Raw genomic sequence first — 20,844 nt, 5'->3', positions numbered from 1 at the left:
TTATATTGCAGAATCTATTAGTCATTATAACAATTTATTGGAACTGGAGCATCTAACTCTAGAAAAGAAATTATACCAGCTACGTGTTATACTAATAATAACCAATTTTAGTAGGTGATAATCTTGAAACTGGGAGCAAGAATGTTAAAAACGGGAATTGCTGTGACTGTTGCATTATATATAGCTAATTTAATCGGCCTTCCCTCAGCTACCTATGCCGGAATTGCTGCAGCTTTTGCGATTCAGCCAAATATTTACCGCTCTTTTCAAACAATGTTTGAGCAAATTTACGCAAATATCTTCGGTGTCTCTATTGCAGCTGTCATTGTATTCACATTAGGAAATGACCCAATAATAATAGGGTTTACTACGATAATAGTGATAGGTTTTTGTATGTATTTAAGAATGAATGAGAATACAATTGCACTTGCACTTATTGCAGTATTGGCTGTCATGGAAACAACAGAAATGATGCTGGTTAACTTTGCTGGTTTGCGGTTTCTTTCATTAACTTTAGGTATTGTGACTGCCTTTTTTGTTAATTTGTTATTTTTCCCGCCAAAATATGAATTGCGCTTATTTAAACAAATTGATCAGATGACCGCAGATATATTGCTGTGGCTTAGAATATCAACAAGGCATTTATCAGATGATCCTGCCCTAAAAGGGGAGATTGACCGATTAGATCTTGAAATTGCCCATATCGATAACACATACTCATTATATAATGAAGAACGAATATACCGGAGAAAAGCAAGAGTTCCGAAAATGAGGAAAATGGTTATATTCAGACAAATGATTGTGACATCAAAGAAATCTTTAGAAACCTTACGTGCGTTCTACCAATTCGATGACAAAATCGATTCCATTCCAAAAGAGTTCCAAAAAGTACTCGTTGATGAGCTTGATAAAATCATTTACGGTCATGAAAGATTACTGTTAAGTACAATGGGCAAAATTAAAAAGAATCAAACGAAGCCTGTAGAAGATATTACAACTCCTAATCTTCCACATTTAGTTGATACTTTATTCCGTGTTTATGAAAAAGATGAAAAAGATCGTCATATCTTGCTTCCGCTTGCTTCGCGACTAATGGACTATCATAAAGAAATACTGTATTTACAGAAATTACTCTACAGTTATCAGAAGTTCCATGACGGTTTTAATCTTAATTTCAAAAAAAAGAAAAGGAGGAGAATTGCACCATAAGTGCTACTCTCCTTCCTCCAGTTCCTGAATTTGATACAAGTTATAATAATTGCCTTTCTTCTTCATTAATTCATGGTGTGTTCCTTCTTCTACTATTAACCCTTTTTCCACTAAAACTATTCTGTCGGCATGTGTAATCGTTGAAAGCCTGTGTGCCACTATAAAAGTTGTTCTGTCTGAAGCCAGCTTCTCTAATGCATCCTGAATCAGACTTTCACTTTCTAAATCAAGAGCTGACGTAGCCTCATCAAGAATTAAAAGTGGCGGATTTTTCAGAAAGACTCTTGCAATAGCGATTCTTTGTTTCTGGCCACCGGATAATTTGACTCCCCGTTCACCAACAAGGGTATCATAGCCATTGGCTAACTCAGATATAAAGCTGTGAGCATTCGCTGCTTTTGCAGCCTCTATAACTTCCTCATCCGAAGCATCCGGCTTTCCCATACGGATATTTGCAGCAATTGATTCACTAAACAGTATGTTGTCTTGCAGGACCATACCAATTTTATCCCTTAATGACCTTGCCTGCACATCTCTTATATCGATGCCATCTATTAATATGCGCCCATCTGTAACATCATAAAAACGCGGGATCAAACTGATAATTGTAGATTTTCCCCCACCGCTCATTCCGACAAGCGCAATCGTTTCTCCCTGCTTAACTTTCAATGAAATGTCCTGTAATACTATTTCCTCCTCATCTTCATAGCGGAAAGAAACGTGGTCAAACTCTACTTCCCCTCTTACTTCAATTAGTTTCTGAGCATTTTGTTTATCTTTAATGTCATATTTCTCATCAATAAATTCGAATACACGGTCCATCGAGGCAATTGATTGAACAAGAACAGTCGATGAGCTGATCAGCCGTCGCAGCGGGTTGTATACCAGATCCATGTAACCGATAAATGCAGCAATTGTCCCGACAGAAAGCCCTGATGTTATTGCAAAGTATCCTGCAAAGCCAATTACTAAGAGTGGTGCCAAATCAGTTATTGTATTCATAATCGAGAAAGTTTTTGCATTCCATACAGTATGGTCAATTGCTCTGTCAAGAAAGTTTTTATTTTGCTTATCAAACTGATCCTGCTCGTAATCTTCGAGTGCGAAGCTTCTCGTTACAGGGATCCCTTGTACTCTTTCATGCAGATGGCCCTGGACCTGTGCAAGTGCCTGTGACCTGTTCCTTGTCAATGCACGAAGTTTACCGTAAAATATTTTCACCGAAATTCCGTAGAGCGGGAACAATGCAATAGCAACAATCGTTAACCAGACATCCATAGAAAGCATGATGCCAATTGCAATTAATATGGTTATCATATCTAACCAGATATTCATTAAACCTGTCATTATAAAATTTTTCGTTTGTTCTACATCATGAATTACCCTTGAAATTATTTCCCCTGTTTTTGTTCTTGAGTAAAATTGCAAACTCAAACGCTGGATATGATCAAATAATTTCTCGCGAATATCATATAATACTTTATTTCCGGTCCATTGTGCGAGATATTGCCTGTAATATTCAATCGGTGGTCTTAATACAACAAATACAACTGCCGATATTCCCATTAACCAGAATAGCTCAGATAATTTCTCAGAAGTTGTTAAAACATCTGATCCTATAATATGGTCAATTACATATTTAACAATAAGCGGAATCAGTAAAGGGATACCAAATTTTACGATTCCAATCAATATGGTTATTAGTATTTTCCATTTATATGGATATACGAACTGTAAGTATCTTTTTATACTGTCCAAATTAGCGTCACCTCTTTCAATTCTGTCATGATCGGTAAGTTAAAAATAACTCATACCACTGATCAACAAATTCAGGTGAAAAGGGGCCTTTTCTCTGTCTGATCCAATGAAGTAAATACTCTAAATTATTTGTTAAAATTTTATCTAACACTTTTGGATAATTCATCTGTGCTTTATGCAGTTCATACTCATCTTCATCCAGCAGTGTAAAAGTCATATCTGGAAATACTTTTACATCTAAATCATAATCTATATATTTGACAGCACCATCTTCAAAAACAAATGGTGAACTAATATTACAATAATAATATATCCCGTCATCCCGAAGCATACCAATGATATTGAACCAATACTTCACATGAAAGAAACAGATTGCGGGTTCACGGGTAATCCACGTTCTGCCATCACTTTCTGTTACTAAAGTTTTATCATTCGCGCCTATTACCCGATTATTTGTTCCTTTTAATACTGTTGTTGTATCCCAGACACGATGGAGCTGACCATTGTGTTTATAACTTTGTATCTGGATTGAATTACCTGGTTCCAGGCCATCCATACGTATCTTCTCCCCTTCTTTATTTTATTAGTACTAACTATTATAACGATAATAAAATAAAAAAGCGAATACGCGTACTTGTCAAAATTAAAACTGTTATTTTTTGGTCCAATAAAAAGACCCGGACCATTACACTTTTTAATGGTCCGAGTCTTCGTTATCATTATTTATTTTTTGTTATTTTCAGACTTTCTGTTTTGTGCTCTTACTTCTTGAGCGTTTGTTTCGCTAGCAAACTCAGTGCCAAATTGTCCTTGACCTTGTGCTGCTGCCTGATTTTGACGCTGTACTTCCTGAGCATTTGTTTTGCTCGCCTGGTTTGCCGGGTTTTGTCTTTTAGCCATCATAATCACCTCCACGAACATTAATTTACCCAGCAACCTGCTTTTTATTCGGCAAACTTTTTACATTGCTGCGTATTATATTCGCGAGGTGTAATAATTTTAATACAGAAGAGTATTAGAGGCAGTTAATCCTGTAATACTCTATTGAAGCAATTGTTTGTAAATTTTCTGATGTGAGACAGGTAACGGATAACTTTCTATTTCATCAAGAGACAGAATCTGCTGAGCAGGCCCACTGACCCGTAATTTGTCACATCTGCATTTAATAACATTCAAATCCCACTTTATATGGGAGAAAATATGTTTAACTGGTTGTAACTGGTCAATTGATTGACAATTTATTTGATAACGTTCCATTATATAAGGCTCAAGAAGATTCTCGCTAACTTCTTTCGTTGCAACCATTGGAAATTGCCACATCTGTGCAAGTAATCCTTCATTTGGACGCTGTTCTAATATATATTTTCCATCTTTATCTTCCATTACAAGCACATAATAAGCTTCGTCTTTCTGTTTTGTCTTTTTCGTCTTGACTGGCAGAGAATGCTGGATTCCTTCACTGTACGCTTTACAATGCACCTGCACAGGGCATAATAAACAGCTGGGATTACGCGGCGTACATATCAGTGCACCAAGTTCCATTAAACCCTGGTTGAATGCAGATGGATTCTCATGAGAGATTAACTGTCTGACTGCCTGTTCAAATATTTTCCTTGTTTTCGCCTTTGCGATATCTTCCTGTATTAATAAAATCCTTGAAAGGACGCGCATCACGTTTCCATCAACTGCAGGCTCTGCTTTCCCGTATGCAATACTTAAAACAGCCCCTTGAGTATAGGGACCGACACCCTTTAAATTACCAAACTGTTCGGCATCCTCGGGCACTTTCGCATTATAATCGGCAACTACCTCTCGAACTGCTGCCTGCAGGTTTCTTACACGTGAATAATAACCCAGACCTTCCCATGCCTTTAAAACTTGCTGTTCATCCGCTTCAGCTAGTGCCTCTAAGGTAGGGAATGATTGGATAAACCGGTGAAAATAAGGAATAACTGTTTCTACTTTTGTCTGCTGGAGCATTATTTCAGAGACCCATACCCTATAAGGGTCCTGATTTTCCCGCCATGGCAGGTCTCTTTGCTCTTGTTCAAACCATGTGATTAAATCATGGCGAAATTGGGGTATATTAATTGTGACAGGTAATTGATTATTTTTCATATTGCTCATCCTTCGTGATACAATGATGTTATTAATTAATGATTAACGTTTCACACTTTGATGAATTACTATATATATGATTACTTAAAAGGGGGCAGCTTTTGATGGATACAGCAACACATATTACAATGGGCATCGCTCTTGGCGGTCTTGCAACACTTGATCCTGTAGTCCAGCATGATCCATCCCTTTTTACAGCAGTCATGGCAGGGACAATAATCGGCTCCCATGCTCCTGATTTTGACACGATATTAAAATTACGGAATAATGCTGCTTATCTGCGGAATCATCGCGGAATTACACATTCAGTTCCGGCAGTAGTTTTTTGGGGAATAGCGATCTCTTCCATAATCTATCTGTTTGTTCCTGGAGTGGATTTCCTCCATTTATGGTTATGGACATTTCTAGCAGTAATCCTTCATGTATTTGTGGATATTTTTAATGCATATGGAACACAAGCCTACCGTCCCTTTACAAAAAAATGGGTAGCATATGGATTTATTAGCACTTTCGATCCTTATATTTTCAGTTTGCATATTATTGGTATAATCGCATGGATTATTGGTGCAAATCCCGGATACACTTGGTTAATAATATATTTCATCATTCTATTGTATTATATTAAGCGATATCTCGACAAGCGGGAAATAGTCAAATATATACATCACCATTTTGAGCATACAGAGAAGGTTACTACATCTCCTACAACTAAACAAAATATATGGCGGATAGCTATAATTACAAGAGACTATTACTATGTAGGCAGAGTGGAGGATGGCCATATAAAAGTAGATGATCAGTTCGAAAAGGAACCCGTCCCTGACACGGAATTGTTTGCGATTGCGAAAGAGGACAAAAATATAGCAGCTTTTCTTTCATTTTCACCGATCTACCGCTGGGAATGGAACGTTTATGATGATTTCAGTGAAGTTCGCTTTTATGACCTGCGTTATCGTAATGAAGGTCATTATCCATTTGTTGCAGTCGTACAGATTGATGATAATATGAGGATTATGAATTCATACACCGGCTGGGTTTTCTCCGAAGAAAAATTACAAAACAAATTAAACCCAATCAAGCAAATAACAACTTAAAGCAAAATTTAAAAAAGTAGAAGGCATACCAAACCTTCTACTTTTTTAATGAAGTGGCTTATCTTCATTATTGTATATCAGTTTTTTATATTTTGGATATCTTTCCGCAAATTCATTCAAATGTGTTCCATACTGTTGGATCCAGTGTCTGACAATCCTCAGCGTCGTTTCTGCACCTTCATATTTTCTGCCTGCTTTCGCACGTGTAGCTTCAAAGTCTTCCCATAATAATTCCACCCAGCTTCTTGCTTCAATTAATGATAAGTCTGGATTACTTTCCTGTAACTCTTTCGCTAAACTTTCGATAGCATCATTCATCCTATCACCTGCCTTACGGTTTGCTGAGTTGTAAAATAGAAAGAGGTACCGCTTCTTCTTTTTCAAATTTTTGACCAAGTAAATTAATTCGGTGTCCCCATGCAAATACACCATTAATGTAGGTAATCTCAAAAGTCTGTCCAGGGTCGCCTGCTAACTCATAACGTTCCCCTTTCTGAAAATCTTTTGGATTGACAAGATAAGCTGCCGCCATTTGCATTTTTCGCTCTAATATCTCAAATTCGCTTATATTTCCTAATTGTTCTGCTTTTTGCACCTTTTCCTTTAACATCGCAATCTCTGCACGCAATTCTTCCACTGTGTACGTACTGTATCTTCTTTCCACTTTCCCACCACCAATACTTAATTACCTCTTATTTTAGCACGGAGTAAAGTAATGCACAATTAAACAAATCAATCGTAATCACTTGTTATAACGTTTATAATGGTTGGTATAAAGGGGGATAACGCATGATAAAATTGTTCGCAACAGATTTAGATGGAACGTTACTGAAAAGCGGAAATATCATTAAAGATGAGGATAAACGTGCAATACAATTATTAAGTAAGCATCATATAGATTTTGCCATTGCGACGGGCAGATTAGACAGAGACATTTTAGAAATTTGCAAGGAACTGAAACAGCCTGCGCATCGAGTAAGTCAGAATGGAACATTTGTTAAGACAAAGGACAGTGAATCTATTTATTCTAAAACTTTTGATGTTTCTAACAGTATTGCCATTCATGAAAAAGTAACTGCATATGAAAATGTCCTATGTATATCAACGTGTGATGAGATTTATATCTCAGAAATCACCGATGAAATGAAAGCACTGGAAAATTTCCTCTACTTTCCATTAGTAGAAGGAATTGATTTTATTGAACAATACGGGAAGAGTATCCATGCAAGCAAATATATGCTGATTGGTGAGGAAAAAGAATTAACAGGTATTCAAAAGGAATTAACTGATCAATTTGCTGACAAGATGGAATCGTATTTATCAGACCCCCGTTGTCTGGACATTGTTCCTGAAGGTGTCAGCAAAGCAGAGGGGCTGAAAGCTCTGGCAGCTCACTTGCAAATCAAACCTGAAGAAATAGCAGTTATTGGTGATGCCTATAATGACATTCCTATGTTCGAAATGACACCAAACAGTTTTGCTATGTCTTCAGCACCTGCTGCTGTACAACAGAAAGCTTCATATGTAGTATCAGATGTGTGTGAAGCTATCGAGCAAATTACAAACCTTGTGAAAAATTAATAATGTTTTCGCACATTTAGAGTTGTGAGAAAGGGTATGGGACAAACGCATATTAGCTATAAAAAAATCCGATTTTTTCTAATAGTCGGGTTTTGTGCGCAACCTGACCGTTATGTCCCACTCTCACTCTCTTTCCACCACAAATTCATCGATAAACTGCTGAATTAATTCTGAGTCAAAACCTTTACGAAATAAGTTTGCTCTAATTTTGTGCTCTAGTTGGAAGCCAGAGTCTTTCTTCCGGTATTTCTGCAGCGCCTTTTCTCCCTGATAGATAATCGCTTCATATTCTTCCTCATTGTTTGACGTTGTTTTTATTTGTTGAATGACTTCACTGATGACACCCAAAGAATAGCCTTTTTGCAATAACGACTGTTTGGCGCTATCCACTTGTTGTTTATAGGATTTTCTTGAGGGACGTTCCAATTTTTTTCTAATTAATTGTTCTGCTTTTTCATATTGTTTTGTATAAGGAAATTGTCGTAAAGCTTTCTCTGCAATTAATTGATTTATCCCTTTTTCGAGTAATTCCTTTTTAATTAACAACGGGCCTTTTGAAGAGGTTTCCATCCTTGTCCTGACCAATGCCTCACTAAATGCAAGATCATCCAGCAACCCTTCTCGCTTCAACCGGTTAATCACTTCATCAATAAATGTAATTTCTATATCTTTATTCTGTAAATAATTGATTAATTCCTGTTCAGAACGCATTCTGTAACTTAAAAACTTTAAAGAAAGGGTATACACTTTATAAGAGGCATCCTTCTCCTGAATCTGATCTATTTGCTCCTGCGTTAATTCCTGGCCTTTGTGGAGATGATAAGAGATAAGTAAGTCTTCATCAACACTAAACGCATAATAGTCAGAGTCTTTGTCTTTAAGAAAAACATTATACCTATGCTTCAACTTTTTTTGGACTGTAATTTTCGAAATAACAGGCATTATTGTCACCTCTATATCATTTTAACATACAAACATTTGTTCTTCAATTAATATACAGGAGGTTATCAGCATGAAAATAGCAATAGCTGGGGGTACTGGTTTTGTCGGAAAGCACTTAACGAGAAAACTGACAGAACGTGGAGATACGATATACATCTTAACGAGACACCCTGAAAGATACCATGATACAGATAAAGTTCGTTATATCGGCTGGTTAAAGAAAGGAAAGCAGCCAGACAAACAGCTGCCGAAACTCGATGCTATCATTAACCTTGCGGGTGACTCACTCTTCGGATACTGGACGAAATCAAAAAAAGACCGAATATACCAAAGCAGAATAAATGCGACATATGAAATTAATGAATTGATCAGAAATATGAATGAAAAACCTGAAGTGTTAGTTAACGCTTCTGCTATAGGTTACTTTGGCACATCTACATATCATACCTATACAGAAAGCGATAACGAATCCGGTAATGACTTTCTAGCAGAGGTAACAGAAGCTTGGGAGGATACAGCTCAACAGGCGAAAGCTGAAGGAGTACGGACAGTTATTACACGTTTTGGGGTCATATTAGGAACGGAAGGAGCACTTCCCTTAATGGCACTTCCATTTAAATTCTATATCGGCGGCCGGATTGGTACAGGGGATCAATGGATTTCCTGGGTCCATATTAAAGATGTAGTGGATATGATTATCTTTTCTATTGAACATCCCCATATTGAGGGGCCATTACACGTAACTTCCCCAAATCCTGTTACTAACAGGGAAATGTCGAAAAAGTTAGCGGAAGTACTTGGCAAACCCAACTGGTTACCTGTTCCAAGAATATTACTAAAAATTTTATTAGGTGAAATGAGTATTCTTGTCGTAAAAGGACAAAAAGTGTTACCAGAAAAAGCAGCATTATCGGGATACAATTTTAATCATCCTGATGTGAAAGATGCATTGAGCAAAATTTTCAAATAATTACGAATATTATGTCATAATAGCTCATTTTCAATCAAATTATAACGTATTGTTAATTTAATCAAGTATATATTAATTTTTCTTAATATTTCTTCCAGTTACGTTGATTTTTTTCTTATTTTTTAACAAAAATCTATTTACAACATATACATTAATTGTGTAAGATAAGAATAGATTTTTTCGAGACGATAAGTTGTCGACATGGAGGGAAGGCAAATGGTGCGCCACCAGCTGTAAGAGCTGGTTCTAGTGGGTTCGATTCCCACCCCGAATTTTTGTGGCTTTTTGATAAAAATTCGAGGGTGGATGGAACATACTACTAGGGGTTACCCTGTCTTCTTCCATGACACCCTCCATCATTTAGGAGGGATTTTTTATGCTTAAAAAAAGAGAATTACAAGACGCACCGGCTTTATATGAATTGATGATACATCCTGAAGTTTTCCCATATGTAAGACATAAGGCAAATTCAAGTGATGAATTTTACTTTCTTACAAGGAAAACGATGGAAGCGGAAGATAATGGGGAACTGATCTCTCGTACAATCCTGGATGAATGGTATAATCCGATAGGAACAATCAACCTTTTTGATATTGAAAACGGGGCAGGTTTTCTTGCTACATGGATTGGTCAGCCGTATTTCGGTAAAGGTTACAACAAACTGGCAAAAGATGCGTTCTTTAGTGAACTGTTCTATGAACACTCTATTGAAGCGATTTTTATTAAAATAAGGAAAACTAATTACCGTTCTTCCAAGGCTATTCTTAAAGTACCTTATGTTATGTACGCTAATGAGAGTTATCCACAAATATATGATAAAGTAAATCAATGTTCATTAGAAGATCCGATTTATGATCTTTATGTGATTACACGCGATTGTTACTTCGCTCATCAGGAAACATTAAAAGAAGGCGAAGAAGCAATCTGAATACTTTGTCACCTAAACGAATTTGTTGTACTATTGTATAGTGCTAAGAATCGTTTAGGTTTTTCTTATTTTGGAGGCTTTATCAATGAAAAAAATTATTTACATCTTGTTACAGATTTCGCTGCTTTTTATTTTTTATCATTTAGGGGAATATATTCAGTCAGTATTAAACTTAACGATTCCCGGCAGCATCATTGGAATGCTGCTGTTTTTTGTTTTGTTACTAACTAACATAATACCTGAAAGGATAATTAGTAATGGCATTGATCTGTTAATAAAAGATATGCCATTATTTTTTGTTCCAGTGACTGTCGGGGTTATAGAATTTTTTGATTTTTTCAGAGGAAAAGGGAGTTTGATTTTGCTGGCGGCTTTTCTAAGTACTTTGCTCGTCATATTTACGACTAGCTTTATAGCAGGAAAACTGCTTGAGAAAGAGGCGGATATATAATGGTTCCATATCTTTATGGTATTGGGTTTCTTATCCTGACAGTATTTTTTTATTTTATTAGCAAAAAATTATACAGTATAATCCCATCTCCATTTACTTTACCAATTATTATCACATCACTTAGTATTATTATCTTTTTATATTTATTTGATATTCCCTATTCTGTATATATGTATGGCGGTCAATGGATAAATCACTTCTTAGGCCCACTAGTTGTTGCTCTTGCTTTGCCACTATACAGGCAGAGATATTTAATTAAAAAATATGCGCTTGTAATCTTTACCGGCATTCTTACCGGATCATTTATCGGCGTCCTGAGCGGGGTGCTGCTTACATTATCATTAGGTTTTGGGGAATCAGTTATTGCTGCAGTGGCACCAAAATCTGTGACAACACCTGTTGCATTAAGCATTACTGATGCAACTGGCGGCAGTATGTCTTTGGCAGCTATATTTGTAATGATCGCCGGAATAAGTGGGGCCATGTTTGCTCCCATGATGTGGAGGGCAGGCCGTGTGAATCACCCTGTTGCAAAAGGATTAGGAATTGGAACAGCCTCACACGCTATAGGGACAGCGAAAGCACTGGAAGACAGTGAACTGGCTGGTGCAGTGAGTGCTCTATCAATGACAATTAGTGCAGTTCTCGTATCATTAATTGCACCCCTTGTACTCAAAATTTTATTTTAAATTTGTGAACATTAGTCAGTCTGGAAGTAAACTTCTTGTTTGACAAAGCGGTTCATATCTTGTTAATTTAAGAGATTGATTCTTGTATTATCAATGATGGAAGGTGATGACTATCGGGATCGTAGTTGTGGAAATATGTGACAGTAATTTAATGAATACATTTGATATAGAAGGAATTATTGAATCAGAGTACCCTGAAGTTGCTGTATTAATCAATGATTGCCTGAATTTTTGCGGTTTGTGCCGCTTAAAGCCGTACGCAATGGTTAACGGAAAAAGGATTCATGGAAAAACCCCTGAAGAAACCTTAGACAAAATACGGAAAACAATTGAAGAAGAATTAGCATTATTCCAGTAAAAAGCGGAGCTTCCGTTTTTTACTGGAATAATGTATGAAGTTCTACATACCTTCTGTCAAGTCCCTGCGCTATCGCTTCATGGACTATTTTCCCTTTGTACGTATTTAATCCCTTTGCAAAGGAAGGGTCTTCTTTGACAAATTCATTGAGACCAAGGTTAGCAAGTTTTATAACGTATGGTGTCGTTACATTCGTTAATGCGTATGTTGCTGTCTTAGGGACAGCGCCGGGAATATTCGCTACAGCATAATGAGTGACGCCATGTTTTATAAATACCGGATTATCATGTGTAGTAATCTGATCAACTGTCTCAATGGATCCTCCTTGATCAACAGCTACATCCACAACTACTGATCCAGCTTCCATTGTTTGTATCATATCATCCGTAACCAGTTTCGGAGCTTTTGCCCCCGGAATGAGCACAGCTCCAATTAAAAGATCCGCATTCTTTACTTGTGTTCGGATATTATATTCATTCGAGGCAAGAGTCTTAATTTTTCCTTGAAAAATTCCTTCCAGTTGACGTAAACGACTTATGTTTATATCCAGTAGTGTCACATCAGCCCCGAGACCAGCTGCCACCATAGCTGCATTTGTTCCAACAATACCTCCACCAATAATTACAATCCTAGCAGGTTCTACGCCTGGCACTCCACCAACCAGTACTCCTTTCCCGCCATTGATCTTCTCAAGGAAGTGTACGCCAGATTGTACCGCCATTCGGCCGGCAATCTCGCTCATTGGGGTTAATAATGGTAACTCACCAGAGTCAGATTGGATCGTTTCATATGCAATTCCTGTCACTTTTTTCGCAATTAACGCTTCTGCAACTTCCTGTTCTGCTGCTAAGTGCAAATAAGTAAACAATAATTGTCCTTCACTAAAATAGGCAAACTCCTCTTTCTGAGGTTCTTTTACTTTCACAACTAATTCCTGTCCCCATGCTTGTTCAGCCGTTGGAACGATGACTGCTCCAGCTTCCTGATAATGGTGATCCGAAATACCGCTTCCTTCACCTGCTTCAGTCTCTACAAAGACCTGATGCCCTGATTTAGTTAATGTCAATACACCAGCCGGAGTCAGTGCAACTCTGTTCTCATTTTGCTTTACTTCTTTTGGGACACCAATTTTCATCCAATCCACCCGCTTTCTTTTTTAGCATATTATGTCTTTTACTTACTATTTGTTTTCCCTCTTTTACGGAAAAGATAACCGATTTTTATTGATACACTAATGAGCAAAAGTCTTTCTTTGACATAAAAAGCCACAGCGGGCATCGTGACTTTTACTTTTTAATCAGCCATTTCTTTAGTTTTAAAAACATAGTTAGATAAAACAAGAAGAATTACAGACAAGACAGCAGTAATTCCAGCTGCCCCCCATAACTCACCCGGAATATTATTCTCCATTACAAATCTCATAAGGTGAGTGCTTATGCTGTTAGGGAACCATGGCATTATATGTGCAAAAATTTTATATAAAACCGACATTACAATAAGAGTCAGTAATGTATATGAAATTACTAGGCCGGGTACTTTTACTGTTGTATTATAAAATACGGATAAAGTCGTCACAAATGCAAGCCAAATGAAGTAAAAGAAAAACACTCCCATAAACTTTAAAAAGGATATTTCCCCGAACAGTAAGTTTACATAATACCAGCTTGCTAACATTCCAAGTAAATAGGAACTAAATATCAACAGCAATTTTGCAGCCCATTTTGCTGTGATATAGGTCAAATAAGGAATTGGTTTTACTAATACCAGTTCAGCAACACCACTTTTGCGTTCTCCCGCAATGACCCCCATGGTTATTGCTGCAATAATCATTACACCTATCATACTTAGTTGTGCAAGACTCATCATTAATGCTTCTTCCGGCAGAGTTTCCGGCATTTCTATTACAGTACCATCCGGCAATCCGCCGACAGCTTCGAGAATTTGGGGTAAATAGTAGCTTGATAGCGGATCCATAATACATAATAAAATAAAAACTAATGGTACCCAAATCCATTTATAACTACGCCAGTCCTCCAGCAATTCTTTAGAAAATACTGTCATCCACTGCATTAGTTTTTCACCACTTTCATAAAAAGATCTTCCAGGGAAGTTCGGCTTAATTCAAATTTTACCAGGGGCCAGTTATTTTTAATAGATGCAGCCAGAATTTGCTGACGTGCCTTTTCGATATCTTTTACTTGTACATGGATTTCACTCTTGACCATCAGGCAATCCTGTACTATGTCCATTGATTTAATCCGTTCAAAATATGTAAGGGAATTACTTGAGAATTTCAGTTCAAATTTTGCAGACTGGTTCTTATTTCTCAACTCTTCTATCGCGCCTTTTTCTACTATTTTACCTTTGTGAAGTAATAGTAGATCATCACAAATTTCCTCTGCATCACCTAAAATATGTGTGGAGAACAAAATAGTTGTCTGTTCTTTTAATTCTTCCATCAATGTTAATACTTCCCGCCTTCCAATCGGATCTAATGCTGAGACGGGTTCATCCAATAATAATAATTGCGGCTGATGAATCATTGCCTGTGCAATTCCGAGTCTCTGTCGCATCCCGCCAGAATAACTTGCAATTTTTCTATTTCCAGCTTCATAGATATCTACTTTCTTCAATAACTTCTCTGCACGCTCACCAGCTTCTTTTTTCGGCAGATGTGCAAGCATCCCCACGTATACCAAAAACTCTTTCCCGCTCATCCAGGAATGAAAGACAGGATATTGAGGCAAATAGCCAATAAAATGCCTGATGTCCCTATTTTTTTCTCTGCCTTCAAACAGGACTGTTCCATCAGTTGGCTTTAATAAACCTGAAAGTATGCGAAGTGTAGTTGTTTTACCTGCCCCATTCGGTCCAAGTAATGCAACACAGCGCCCCGTCTCCAGTTGAAAGTCCAACCCTTTAATTATTTCTGCTCCTTTAAACTTTTTCTTCAAGCCTTGCACTTTTATTACAGCCATCTAGGACTGCCTCCTCCCAACAATAAAATATAAGATCGGACCAATTAAGCTAAAAAATAAAATTAATATTGCCCATAACCATTTTGGACCATTTGTATCATCTGCCCTGATTAAAGATACAAGTGCAACTAACATGAGAATCAATTGAATGACAATTACCGGTGCAATTATTGGTAATATATCTATAAGCTGCTGAAGTTCATCCATAAAACTCACCTCCTCTTAACAATACGGATGTCCCGGCTGTTAAGTTTCATATAGAGAAAAGAATGCAGCAGTTCTTATATTCAGCATCAAGAAAAATACTGTTTGACCTATCCTCCAATTTAGGTACCCATTTAAAAGAAAATTCTCATAAACAAAATATGCATAATGTTCATGAGAATTTTCTTATGTCTAAAATTAGTAACTTCCAATTAAAATTGTAGAGTATCATTTAAGCCTGGACGATTGTACAGACTTCGTTCTGGATTATCCCACGCCTGTATAACTCACTATTCTCGCTCAATCGGCATGGAACAGCATCGAAAAGATCCACCTGACTTAATGATCTCAGAAAAGGGAACATCAATGATCTGATAACCTCTTTTTGTCAGTTCTTCATTTACTTCGCTATTCTCTGTTAGTGAAATTATATTTTTATTACCTATTGAGAGGACATTGGTACCTAAAGTAAATTGTTCTTTTTCAGACACTTCTATAAGTTCAAACCTTTCCCTTAACCACTGAACATCTTCTTTAGTGAAACCAGGTGAATAGATCAATGCTTCATTTTCACTGATCAAATTAAAAGTGCAGTCTAAATGTAAAATATCATTTCTAATCGGTAATGGTATCACTTTTTTTTGCGGCAGCTTACTTTGTAGTGAGTTTATTGCCTCAAGGGTTGTTCTGGTACTGACACCAACAAATACATACTCCGGTGAAACAATAACATCGCCACCTTCGATTGACGGGGTTGTCAGCATCTCATAGGAAATTTCTTCTTTATCCAGGTACGCTTTTAATATCTCCACTTCTTCTTCGCGGATATCTCTTCCCATCTTTGCGATAAAAATCGTATCATCAATAGTAAAACCAATATCCCGTGTAAACACCTGTTCATTAAACGCTTTATAAGGCTGTAAAGAAATTACATCTACACCATTTTGTTTTAGTGTTTTCACAAAATTATCATGCTGGGCAAGTGCACGATCTACATCAATATTATCATCTTCATATACTCTTTGGGTTGTATTAATAATCTCTCTTATCTCCATATAAGTTGGCGGGCATACAACTACTCTCTCCAGTCGGCCATACTCAGTTTTTTGACTAATCATTCTATCAGCCCTCCTCTAATTTTTTATTATAACAAAAAAAGAATCCACCTTATTTAAAAAAACAGCGTTACATTTTCTGACATGTTAATTTTGCACCTAATTATGTCATGTTATTCTTAAATTACATTAAATCATTTGAAAAAGGGAGGGGAATTAAATGAATCGCAAAAGAATGAAAAACCCTAACTTCCTGTCATTTTTAATTTTGACATTTAGAGTAATGTTTCAGTAATTTTTTTAGAGATAATTCATATAATAGAATAATTCGATCCATATAAGCACGGACTTGCTATAAAAGCGTAGCAGGTCTGTGCTTCTTTATTCTTTTCAACACATACCGCCAATAAAAAAACTCTGGCTGAAAGAATCTCACAGCCAGAATTTTATTTTACTTTTATGCTTTTGTTATAACGATGTCTTCATTCTCAAGTGCAATATTAATTCGAGTTATACTTTCTTCTTCCAGCAGAATATCTGTAATGCCATCTTCTACTTTATCCTGGATTACCCGGCGCAATGGACGAGCACCAAACCGCGGGTCATATCCTTTATTTGCAAGGAATTGTTTCGCTTCTTCACTAATTTCAATATTTAATCCTTCCTCAGCTAATTGTCCCTTAAGCTCTGCCAGCATTAAGTCAACAATCTGTAACAGATCAGCCTGAGTAAGCTCATTGAATGGAATAATGGCATCAAACCGATTCAGAAATTCCGGTTTGAAATAACCGCCTAAGTTTTCCATTATCGAAACAGCTTCATTGTTATTACTGTTAAACCCAACTGTAATTTTCTTCGCACCTGTTCCTGCATTGCTTGTCATAATAATTACTGTATCTTTAAAACTTACTGTCCGGCCGTGACTGTCTGTTAAATGGCCATCTTCCATTATCTGCAAAAACATATTTTGCACATCAGGGTGCGCTTTTTCAATTTCATCTAACAAGATCAGACTGTACGGATTGCGGCGGACTTTTTCTGTAAGCTGCCCAGCTTCTTCATGTCCAACGTATCCTGGTGGTGAGCCGATAATCTTGGATACGGTATGTTTCTCCATATATTCACTCATATCCAGTCTGATCATCGCTTCTTTCGTACCGAATAACTCCTCTGCTAATGCCTTAGTTAATTCCGTTTTCCCTACACCAGTCGGACCTACAAATAAGAATGAACCAATCGGACGCTGCTTCGCTTTCAAACCTGCACGACTCCGGCGTACAGCTTTTGCTACTTTATCAACAGCTACTTGCTGACCAATTACTTTTGCAGCTAAGTTTTCTGCTAATTTCTTCATTCTGGATTGCTCATCTGCTTGGAGTTTACGTACTGGAATACCAGTTTTTTCTTCAATTATTAACTGAATATCTTCTACACTTACTTCTGCTTTTGGTACTTCTTTCGTTTCAGCTAATTTCTTTTCTAATTTAATTTCCTGGTGTCTCAAATTTGCTGCTCTTTCATAATCCTCTTGTTCTGCAGCCTCTGTCTTTTCCTTCGAGATTTCGTCAAGGCGTTTTTGTAATGTATCCTGATCTGTATCGGAAACTTCCAAATTCAGCCTTGCACCAGCTTCGTCAATTAAATCAATTGCCTTATCAGGTAAAAAGCGATCCTGAATGTATCGTTTAGAAAGAGTAACTGCTGCTCGAATTACTTCTTCAGAATAAGTTACTTTATGATAATTTTCGTACCGTTCTCTCAGACCTTGTAATATTTTCTCTGCTTCTTCCACACTTGGCTCTTTTACCATAATCGGCTGGAAGCGGCGTTCCAATGCAGCGTCCTTCTCAATTTGACGATATTCTTTTAATGTCGTAGCACCAATTAATTGTAATTCCCCTCTAGCCAGGGCAGGTTTCAGGATATTACCTGCGTCCATTTGAGAACCTTCCGCAGAACCGGCCCCTACAAGTAAATGAATCTCATCTACAAAAAGAATCACATTCTGGCGTTCCTGCAACTCATTAATCAATTGTTTCATGCGCTCTTCAAACTGGCCTCTCACACCAGTATTTGCAACTAATGATGCTACATCCAATATATAGATTTGTTTATTTAATAATTTTGAAGGAACATTACCTTCTGCTACTTTCAGTGCAAGTCCTTCCGCTATGGCTGTTTTACCGACACCGGGTTCCCCAATAAGAACCGGATTGTTCTTATTACGGCGATTTAATGTTTCAATCACACGTTTCACTTCATTATCGCGCCCAATAACCGGGTCAATTAAACCTGCACTTGCAGCATCGGTTAAGTTTTTACCAAGCTGGTCAATCAATCCATTTCCTTTTTTATTTTTAGAATAAGTTTTGGTATTGGACTGGCCATTTCCTGTAAAAAAAGATTCAAAGCCTTGTCCACCAAACATATTGGACGGCTGATTCATTTCATTTTTTATATCTTGAAAGCATGTGTCACAAACTTGAATATTTTGTGTTTGATCATTAAATCGAAGGCTAACATTAATGTTGGCTTGACGTTCTCCACAATGTTGACATTTCATCTTTTTATTCCTCCTTCAATTTCTTTTAATGAGAAGGTCATACATTTGACTTTGACTATATTTGACCTTTTCTATTTCATATTATACTTTGACCTTTTTTGACTTTCAAGTGCTTTGCTCATGATTTGCATTAATTTTTTCATATATAAACATAAAAGAACCCAATCTGTTTAGCAGATTGGGTTCTATAATTCTATATTTTTTATAAAACTGCACCGAACGGGATAAACAACAGTAATACAGCTATTAATAAAGACCAGAAAAGTTCTTTTAACAACTTAGTATCCCCCCATTTTTTCTTACAGTTTATCATAAGAATAAATCTTCCGAATTTAAATGTAATAATCTTAACATACAATTTACATTGCTATAGCCTTTCACGACTTAATCTAATATGATATGATAAAAACAATAAGGAAAAAGGAGTTGTTGCAAATAATGACGACCATTACGTTTCTACACCATAAAAAGCCATTGAAAATGAATGTAATGCAACTTACTTTATTTAAACAAGCTAAAATAGTAGAGTTAACCGATAAAAACAACCAATGTTATACTGCTATCTTCTATAAGGATAAATTTATCAATGCAAAAAAACTAAATGCAATTAAACTCCATTCTTTTCTTAAAAGAGCTCTTACCAATGGTATCCAGTACCCTTCCAAGCATCCTCTAACACGAGCATTTCTTAGTCCGGATAAAAAATACCGGATCACGACGTCTAATCAAATGTTTCAAAACTTAAAAGATAAATACACGGATATTGAAATGCTGTATGTTCTGTCAATGTTTGATAATTTTCTGGATCAAAAGAAAATAAGCGCTCTCTGTAAAAAAATCTTCTACCAGTACCGTCGTAATGGTCAGATGAAACTGGCTTTCCGGACAATTGTTAACTATGCCCTTGTTCGTCCACACGACCGCTTCGCGACAGATATGCTTCATCATATGGATTTTCAGAAATATCAGGAAACATACTCAAAATACAATCAATTAGTATCCAATTGGACAGATTCGTTATATATTGAAGCTGTCTCAGCAGATTACCTTACCTCAAATGCTGTTATTAATCAGTTACTCCAATTTTATCAAAAAGAAGAGAGATGGTTTGACTCCCTTTCATTGAGGTACCAGTTGTTCCAAACTTCTCATCCCCCTTTTTCATCAACTGATCTTGAACAATTCGAAACAGAATTAAAGAAATTGAATAATAAAGATATTACTGAGTCATTCTGGAGAGAGTTATTAAAATTAGACCCCGCGTCTGACAGGATTATTCGAATATTATCAGAGAACGATTCAAATGAAACGATTGTTTCTCATGCACTTGTTACAGGTGAAAAAATGGATTTAGAGGTTTTTGAGAAAGCACTGCTAACAGCTGAAGGAGAGTTATTAAAGCAGTATAAAAGTCAACTTTTCCCTTATATTACAAGCCATTATAAAAGTGACCAGACAAAGATGGAGAAACTTATTCATTATTGTACAAGAAAGCTGTTACCGCATATTTCAATCACTGAAATACTTGAACATCTTAGCGCCGTTGAATTGCCTGTAATAACGAAACTAAAAAATATGAAACAACTTGAACAAAACCCTGACGAGCAATATGCACTTGGTGAGATCTACTATCATTTAGAACAATATGACAAAGCTATTCAATGTTTTGAATGGGAGATGGAATTATCTCCGGATGATCCTAAACCGTTACAATATCTGCAGAAAAGTTATTATGCCATTGGTGATTTAAACTCAGCAAAAGATTATCAGGAGTTATTAGTTAATATGTCATCACGTACCAGAACATCTTAGAAGCATCAGATGTTCTGGTAACTATTCTGTTTCATGCAGCATAAAGGGTTAATCTTTATCATACCATGAATGTAATCGTATACTTTTTTTGCCGTTTGCGCTACTTCATCATTCTTTGTCTATGATATAATATT

22 protein-coding genes are annotated in these 20,844 nt (G+C 36.6%); 9 read left to right on the top strand and 13 right to left on the bottom strand.

The genetic code is table 11. The annotated features are described in order from the left end of the window. The first annotated feature begins 123 nt into the window (after positions 1-123). A complete protein-coding gene (locus BMW36_RS08245; protein ID WP_089740389.1) occupies positions 124-1,209 on the top strand; it encodes an FUSC family protein in 1,086 nt (361 codons plus the stop codon). A 3-nt stretch (positions 1,210-1,212) separates the two neighbouring features. On the opposite strand, the gene BMW36_RS08240 is transcribed toward BMW36_RS08245, so the two are convergent. The 4 genes from BMW36_RS08240 to mutY form a co-directional block, all read right to left on the bottom strand. Beyond that, positions 1,213-2,967 (bottom strand): ABC transporter ATP-binding protein, encoded by a 1,755-nt coding sequence (locus tag BMW36_RS08240; protein ID WP_089740388.1) that lies wholly within the window; start codon positions 2,965-2,967, stop codon positions 1,213-1,215. Between the two features lie 25 nt (positions 2,968-2,992). After that, positions 2,993-3,523, bottom strand: coding sequence for a nucleoside tri-diphosphate phosphatase (gene ntdP / locus BMW36_RS08235; protein WP_089740387.1), 531 nt, complete (start codon positions 3,521-3,523; stop codon positions 2,993-2,995). A gap of 167 nt (positions 3,524-3,690) precedes the next feature. After that, a complete protein-coding gene (locus tag BMW36_RS08230) occupies positions 3,691-3,867 on the bottom strand; it encodes a gamma-type small acid-soluble spore protein (RefSeq protein WP_089740386.1) in 177 nt (58 codons plus the stop codon). 141 nt (positions 3,868-4,008) lie between these two features. Then, positions 4,009-5,085, bottom strand: coding sequence for an A/G-specific adenine glycosylase (mutY, locus tag BMW36_RS08225; RefSeq protein WP_089740385.1), 1,077 nt, complete (start codon positions 5,083-5,085; stop codon positions 4,009-4,011). 104 nt (positions 5,086-5,189) lie between these two features. Here mutY and BMW36_RS08220 point away from each other — a divergent pair, with 104 nt between their 5' ends. Continuing rightward, positions 5,190-6,179 (top strand): metal-dependent hydrolase, encoded by a 990-nt coding sequence (locus BMW36_RS08220; RefSeq protein WP_089740384.1) that lies wholly within the window; start codon positions 5,190-5,192, stop codon positions 6,177-6,179. A gap of 45 nt (positions 6,180-6,224) precedes the next feature. Here the strand turns inward: BMW36_RS08220 and BMW36_RS08215 are convergent, their stop codons facing one another. After that, the gene (locus BMW36_RS08215; protein ID WP_089740383.1) at positions 6,225-6,497 is read right to left on the bottom strand and encodes a YfhJ family protein; all 273 of its coding nucleotides are present in this window, start codon (positions 6,495-6,497) and stop codon (positions 6,225-6,227) included. A gap of 13 nt (positions 6,498-6,510) precedes the next feature. Beyond that, a complete protein-coding gene (locus BMW36_RS08210; RefSeq protein ID WP_089740382.1) occupies positions 6,511-6,843 on the bottom strand; it encodes a YfhH family protein in 333 nt (110 codons plus the stop codon). Positions 6,844-6,968: 125 nt separating this feature from the next. On the opposite strand from BMW36_RS08210, the gene BMW36_RS08205 reads away from it, so the two are divergent. Continuing rightward, positions 6,969-7,760 carry an HAD family hydrolase gene (locus BMW36_RS08205; RefSeq protein ID WP_089740381.1) on the top strand — a complete coding sequence of 264 codons (792 nt, stop codon included), beginning with the start codon at positions 6,969-6,971 and terminating at the stop codon, positions 7,758-7,760. Between the two features lie 123 nt (positions 7,761-7,883). On the opposite strand, the gene recX is transcribed toward BMW36_RS08205, so the two are convergent. Beyond that, on the bottom strand, positions 7,884-8,702 hold the full coding sequence (recX, locus tag BMW36_RS08200; protein ID WP_089740380.1) for a recombination regulator RecX: 819 nt from the start codon (positions 8,700-8,702) through the stop codon (positions 7,884-7,886). A 70-nt stretch (positions 8,703-8,772) separates the two neighbouring features. Between recX and BMW36_RS08195 the strand changes: the two genes are divergently transcribed. The 5 genes from BMW36_RS08195 to BMW36_RS08175 all read left to right on the top strand — a co-directional run bounded on the left by BMW36_RS08195 (position 8,773) and on the right by BMW36_RS08175 (position 12,098). After that, positions 8,773-9,672 (top strand): TIGR01777 family oxidoreductase, encoded by a 900-nt coding sequence (locus tag BMW36_RS08195; protein ID WP_089740379.1) that lies wholly within the window; start codon positions 8,773-8,775, stop codon positions 9,670-9,672. Positions 9,673-10,048: 376 nt separating this feature from the next. Further along, positions 10,049-10,600 carry a GNAT family N-acetyltransferase gene (locus BMW36_RS08190; RefSeq protein WP_089740378.1) on the top strand — a complete coding sequence of 184 codons (552 nt, stop codon included), beginning with the start codon at positions 10,049-10,051 and terminating at the stop codon, positions 10,598-10,600. An 85-nt stretch (positions 10,601-10,685) separates the two neighbouring features. Further along, on the top strand, positions 10,686-11,051 hold the full coding sequence (locus BMW36_RS08185) for a CidA/LrgA family protein (RefSeq protein WP_089740377.1): 366 nt from the start codon (positions 10,686-10,688) through the stop codon (positions 11,049-11,051). Further along, positions 11,051-11,740 carry an LrgB family protein gene (locus tag BMW36_RS08180; RefSeq protein WP_089740376.1) on the top strand — a complete coding sequence of 230 codons (690 nt, stop codon included), beginning with the start codon at positions 11,051-11,053 and terminating at the stop codon, positions 11,738-11,740. The genes BMW36_RS08185 and BMW36_RS08180 overlap by 1 nt, the downstream gene beginning before the upstream one ends. 112 nt (positions 11,741-11,852) lie before the next feature. Next, a complete protein-coding gene (locus BMW36_RS08175; protein WP_089740413.1) occupies positions 11,853-12,098 on the top strand; it encodes a YuzB family protein in 246 nt (81 codons plus the stop codon). 19 nt (positions 12,099-12,117) lie between these two features. Here the strand turns inward: BMW36_RS08175 and ald are convergent, their stop codons facing one another. The 6 genes from ald to BMW36_RS08145 all read right to left on the bottom strand — a co-directional run bounded on the left by ald (position 12,118) and on the right by BMW36_RS08145 (position 18,898). Then, a complete protein-coding gene (gene ald / locus BMW36_RS08170; protein WP_089740375.1) occupies positions 12,118-13,233 on the bottom strand; it encodes an alanine dehydrogenase in 1,116 nt (371 codons plus the stop codon). A gap of 158 nt (positions 13,234-13,391) precedes the next feature. Continuing rightward, positions 13,392-14,168 (bottom strand): ABC transporter permease, encoded by a 777-nt coding sequence (locus tag BMW36_RS08165; RefSeq protein WP_089740374.1) that lies wholly within the window; start codon positions 14,166-14,168, stop codon positions 13,392-13,394. Beyond that, positions 14,168-15,076: an ABC transporter ATP-binding protein gene (locus BMW36_RS08160; protein WP_089740373.1), complete on the bottom strand. Its 909-nt coding sequence runs from the start codon at positions 15,074-15,076 to the stop codon at positions 14,168-14,170. Before BMW36_RS08160 ends, BMW36_RS08165 begins: the two co-directional genes overlap by 1 nt. After that, a complete protein-coding gene (locus tag BMW36_RS08155; RefSeq protein WP_089740372.1) occupies positions 15,077-15,283 on the bottom strand; it encodes a PLD nuclease N-terminal domain-containing protein in 207 nt (68 codons plus the stop codon). A 287-nt stretch (positions 15,284-15,570) separates the two neighbouring features. Continuing rightward, a complete protein-coding gene (locus BMW36_RS08150; protein WP_089740371.1) occupies positions 15,571-16,398 on the bottom strand; it encodes a dimethylarginine dimethylaminohydrolase family protein in 828 nt (275 codons plus the stop codon). Between the two features lie 394 nt (positions 16,399-16,792). Beyond that, positions 16,793-18,898, bottom strand: a complete 2,106-nt coding sequence (locus BMW36_RS08145) for an ATP-dependent Clp protease ATP-binding subunit (protein WP_089740370.1) — start codon at positions 18,896-18,898, stop codon at positions 16,793-16,795. Between the two features lie 438 nt (positions 18,899-19,336). Here BMW36_RS08145 and BMW36_RS20315 point away from each other — a divergent pair, with 438 nt between their 5' ends. Beyond that, a complete protein-coding gene (locus tag BMW36_RS20315; protein ID WP_089740369.1) occupies positions 19,337-20,710 on the top strand; it encodes a tetratricopeptide repeat protein in 1,374 nt (457 codons plus the stop codon). The last annotated feature ends 134 nt before the right edge of the window (positions 20,711-20,844 follow it).

The organism is Gracilibacillus ureilyticus (genome assembly GCF_900111195.1).
Classification (GTDB): Bacteria; Bacillota; Bacilli; order Bacillales; family Amphibacillaceae; genus Gracilibacillus; species Gracilibacillus ureilyticus.
The sequence above is the reverse complement of the archived record's forward strand: the minus strand, read 5'-3'. Positions and strand labels throughout refer to the sequence as shown.

Coding starts and splice junctions, on each gene's coding strand:
- BMW36_RS08185 (WP_089740377.1), top strand. CDS start 10,686: ATGAAAAAAATTATTTACATCTTGTTACAGATTTCGCTGCTTTTTATT.
- BMW36_RS20315 (WP_089740369.1), top strand. CDS start 19,337: ATGACGACCATTACGTTTCTACACCATAAAAAGCCATTGAAAATGAAT.
- recX (WP_089740380.1), bottom strand. CDS start 8,702: ATGCCTGTTATTTCGAAAATTACAGTCCAAAAAAAGTTGAAGCATAGG.
- mutY (WP_089740385.1), bottom strand. CDS start 5,085: ATGAAAAATAATCAATTACCTGTCACAATTAATATACCCCAATTTCGC.
- BMW36_RS08150 (WP_089740371.1), bottom strand. CDS start 16,398: ATGATTAGTCAAAAAACTGAGTATGGCCGACTGGAGAGAGTAGTTGTA.
- BMW36_RS08155 (WP_089740372.1), bottom strand. CDS start 15,283: ATGGATGAACTTCAGCAGCTTATAGATATATTACCAATAATTGCACCG.
- BMW36_RS08145 (WP_089740370.1), bottom strand. CDS start 18,898: ATGAAATGTCAACATTGTGGAGAACGTCAAGCCAACATTAATGTTAGC.
- BMW36_RS08230 (WP_089740386.1), bottom strand. CDS start 3,867: ATGGCTAAAAGACAAAACCCGGCAAACCAGGCGAGCAAAACAAATGCT.
- BMW36_RS08165 (WP_089740374.1), bottom strand. CDS start 14,168: ATGCAGTGGATGACAGTATTTTCTAAAGAATTGCTGGAGGACTGGCGT.
- BMW36_RS08195 (WP_089740379.1), top strand. CDS start 8,773: ATGAAAATAGCAATAGCTGGGGGTACTGGTTTTGTCGGAAAGCACTTA.
- BMW36_RS08180 (WP_089740376.1), top strand. CDS start 11,051: ATGGTTCCATATCTTTATGGTATTGGGTTTCTTATCCTGACAGTATTT.
- BMW36_RS08220 (WP_089740384.1), top strand. CDS start 5,190: ATGGATACAGCAACACATATTACAATGGGCATCGCTCTTGGCGGTCTT.
- ald (WP_089740375.1), bottom strand. CDS start 13,233: ATGAAAATTGGTGTCCCAAAAGAAGTAAAGCAAAATGAGAACAGAGTT.
- BMW36_RS08190 (WP_089740378.1), top strand. CDS start 10,049: ATGCTTAAAAAAAGAGAATTACAAGACGCACCGGCTTTATATGAATTG.
- BMW36_RS08160 (WP_089740373.1), bottom strand. CDS start 15,076: ATGGCTGTAATAAAAGTGCAAGGCTTGAAGAAAAAGTTTAAAGGAGCA.
- ntdP (WP_089740387.1), bottom strand. CDS start 3,523: ATGGATGGCCTGGAACCAGGTAATTCAATCCAGATACAAAGTTATAAA.
- BMW36_RS08205 (WP_089740381.1), top strand. CDS start 6,969: ATGATAAAATTGTTCGCAACAGATTTAGATGGAACGTTACTGAAAAGC.
- BMW36_RS08215 (WP_089740383.1), bottom strand. CDS start 6,497: ATGAATGATGCTATCGAAAGTTTAGCGAAAGAGTTACAGGAAAGTAAT.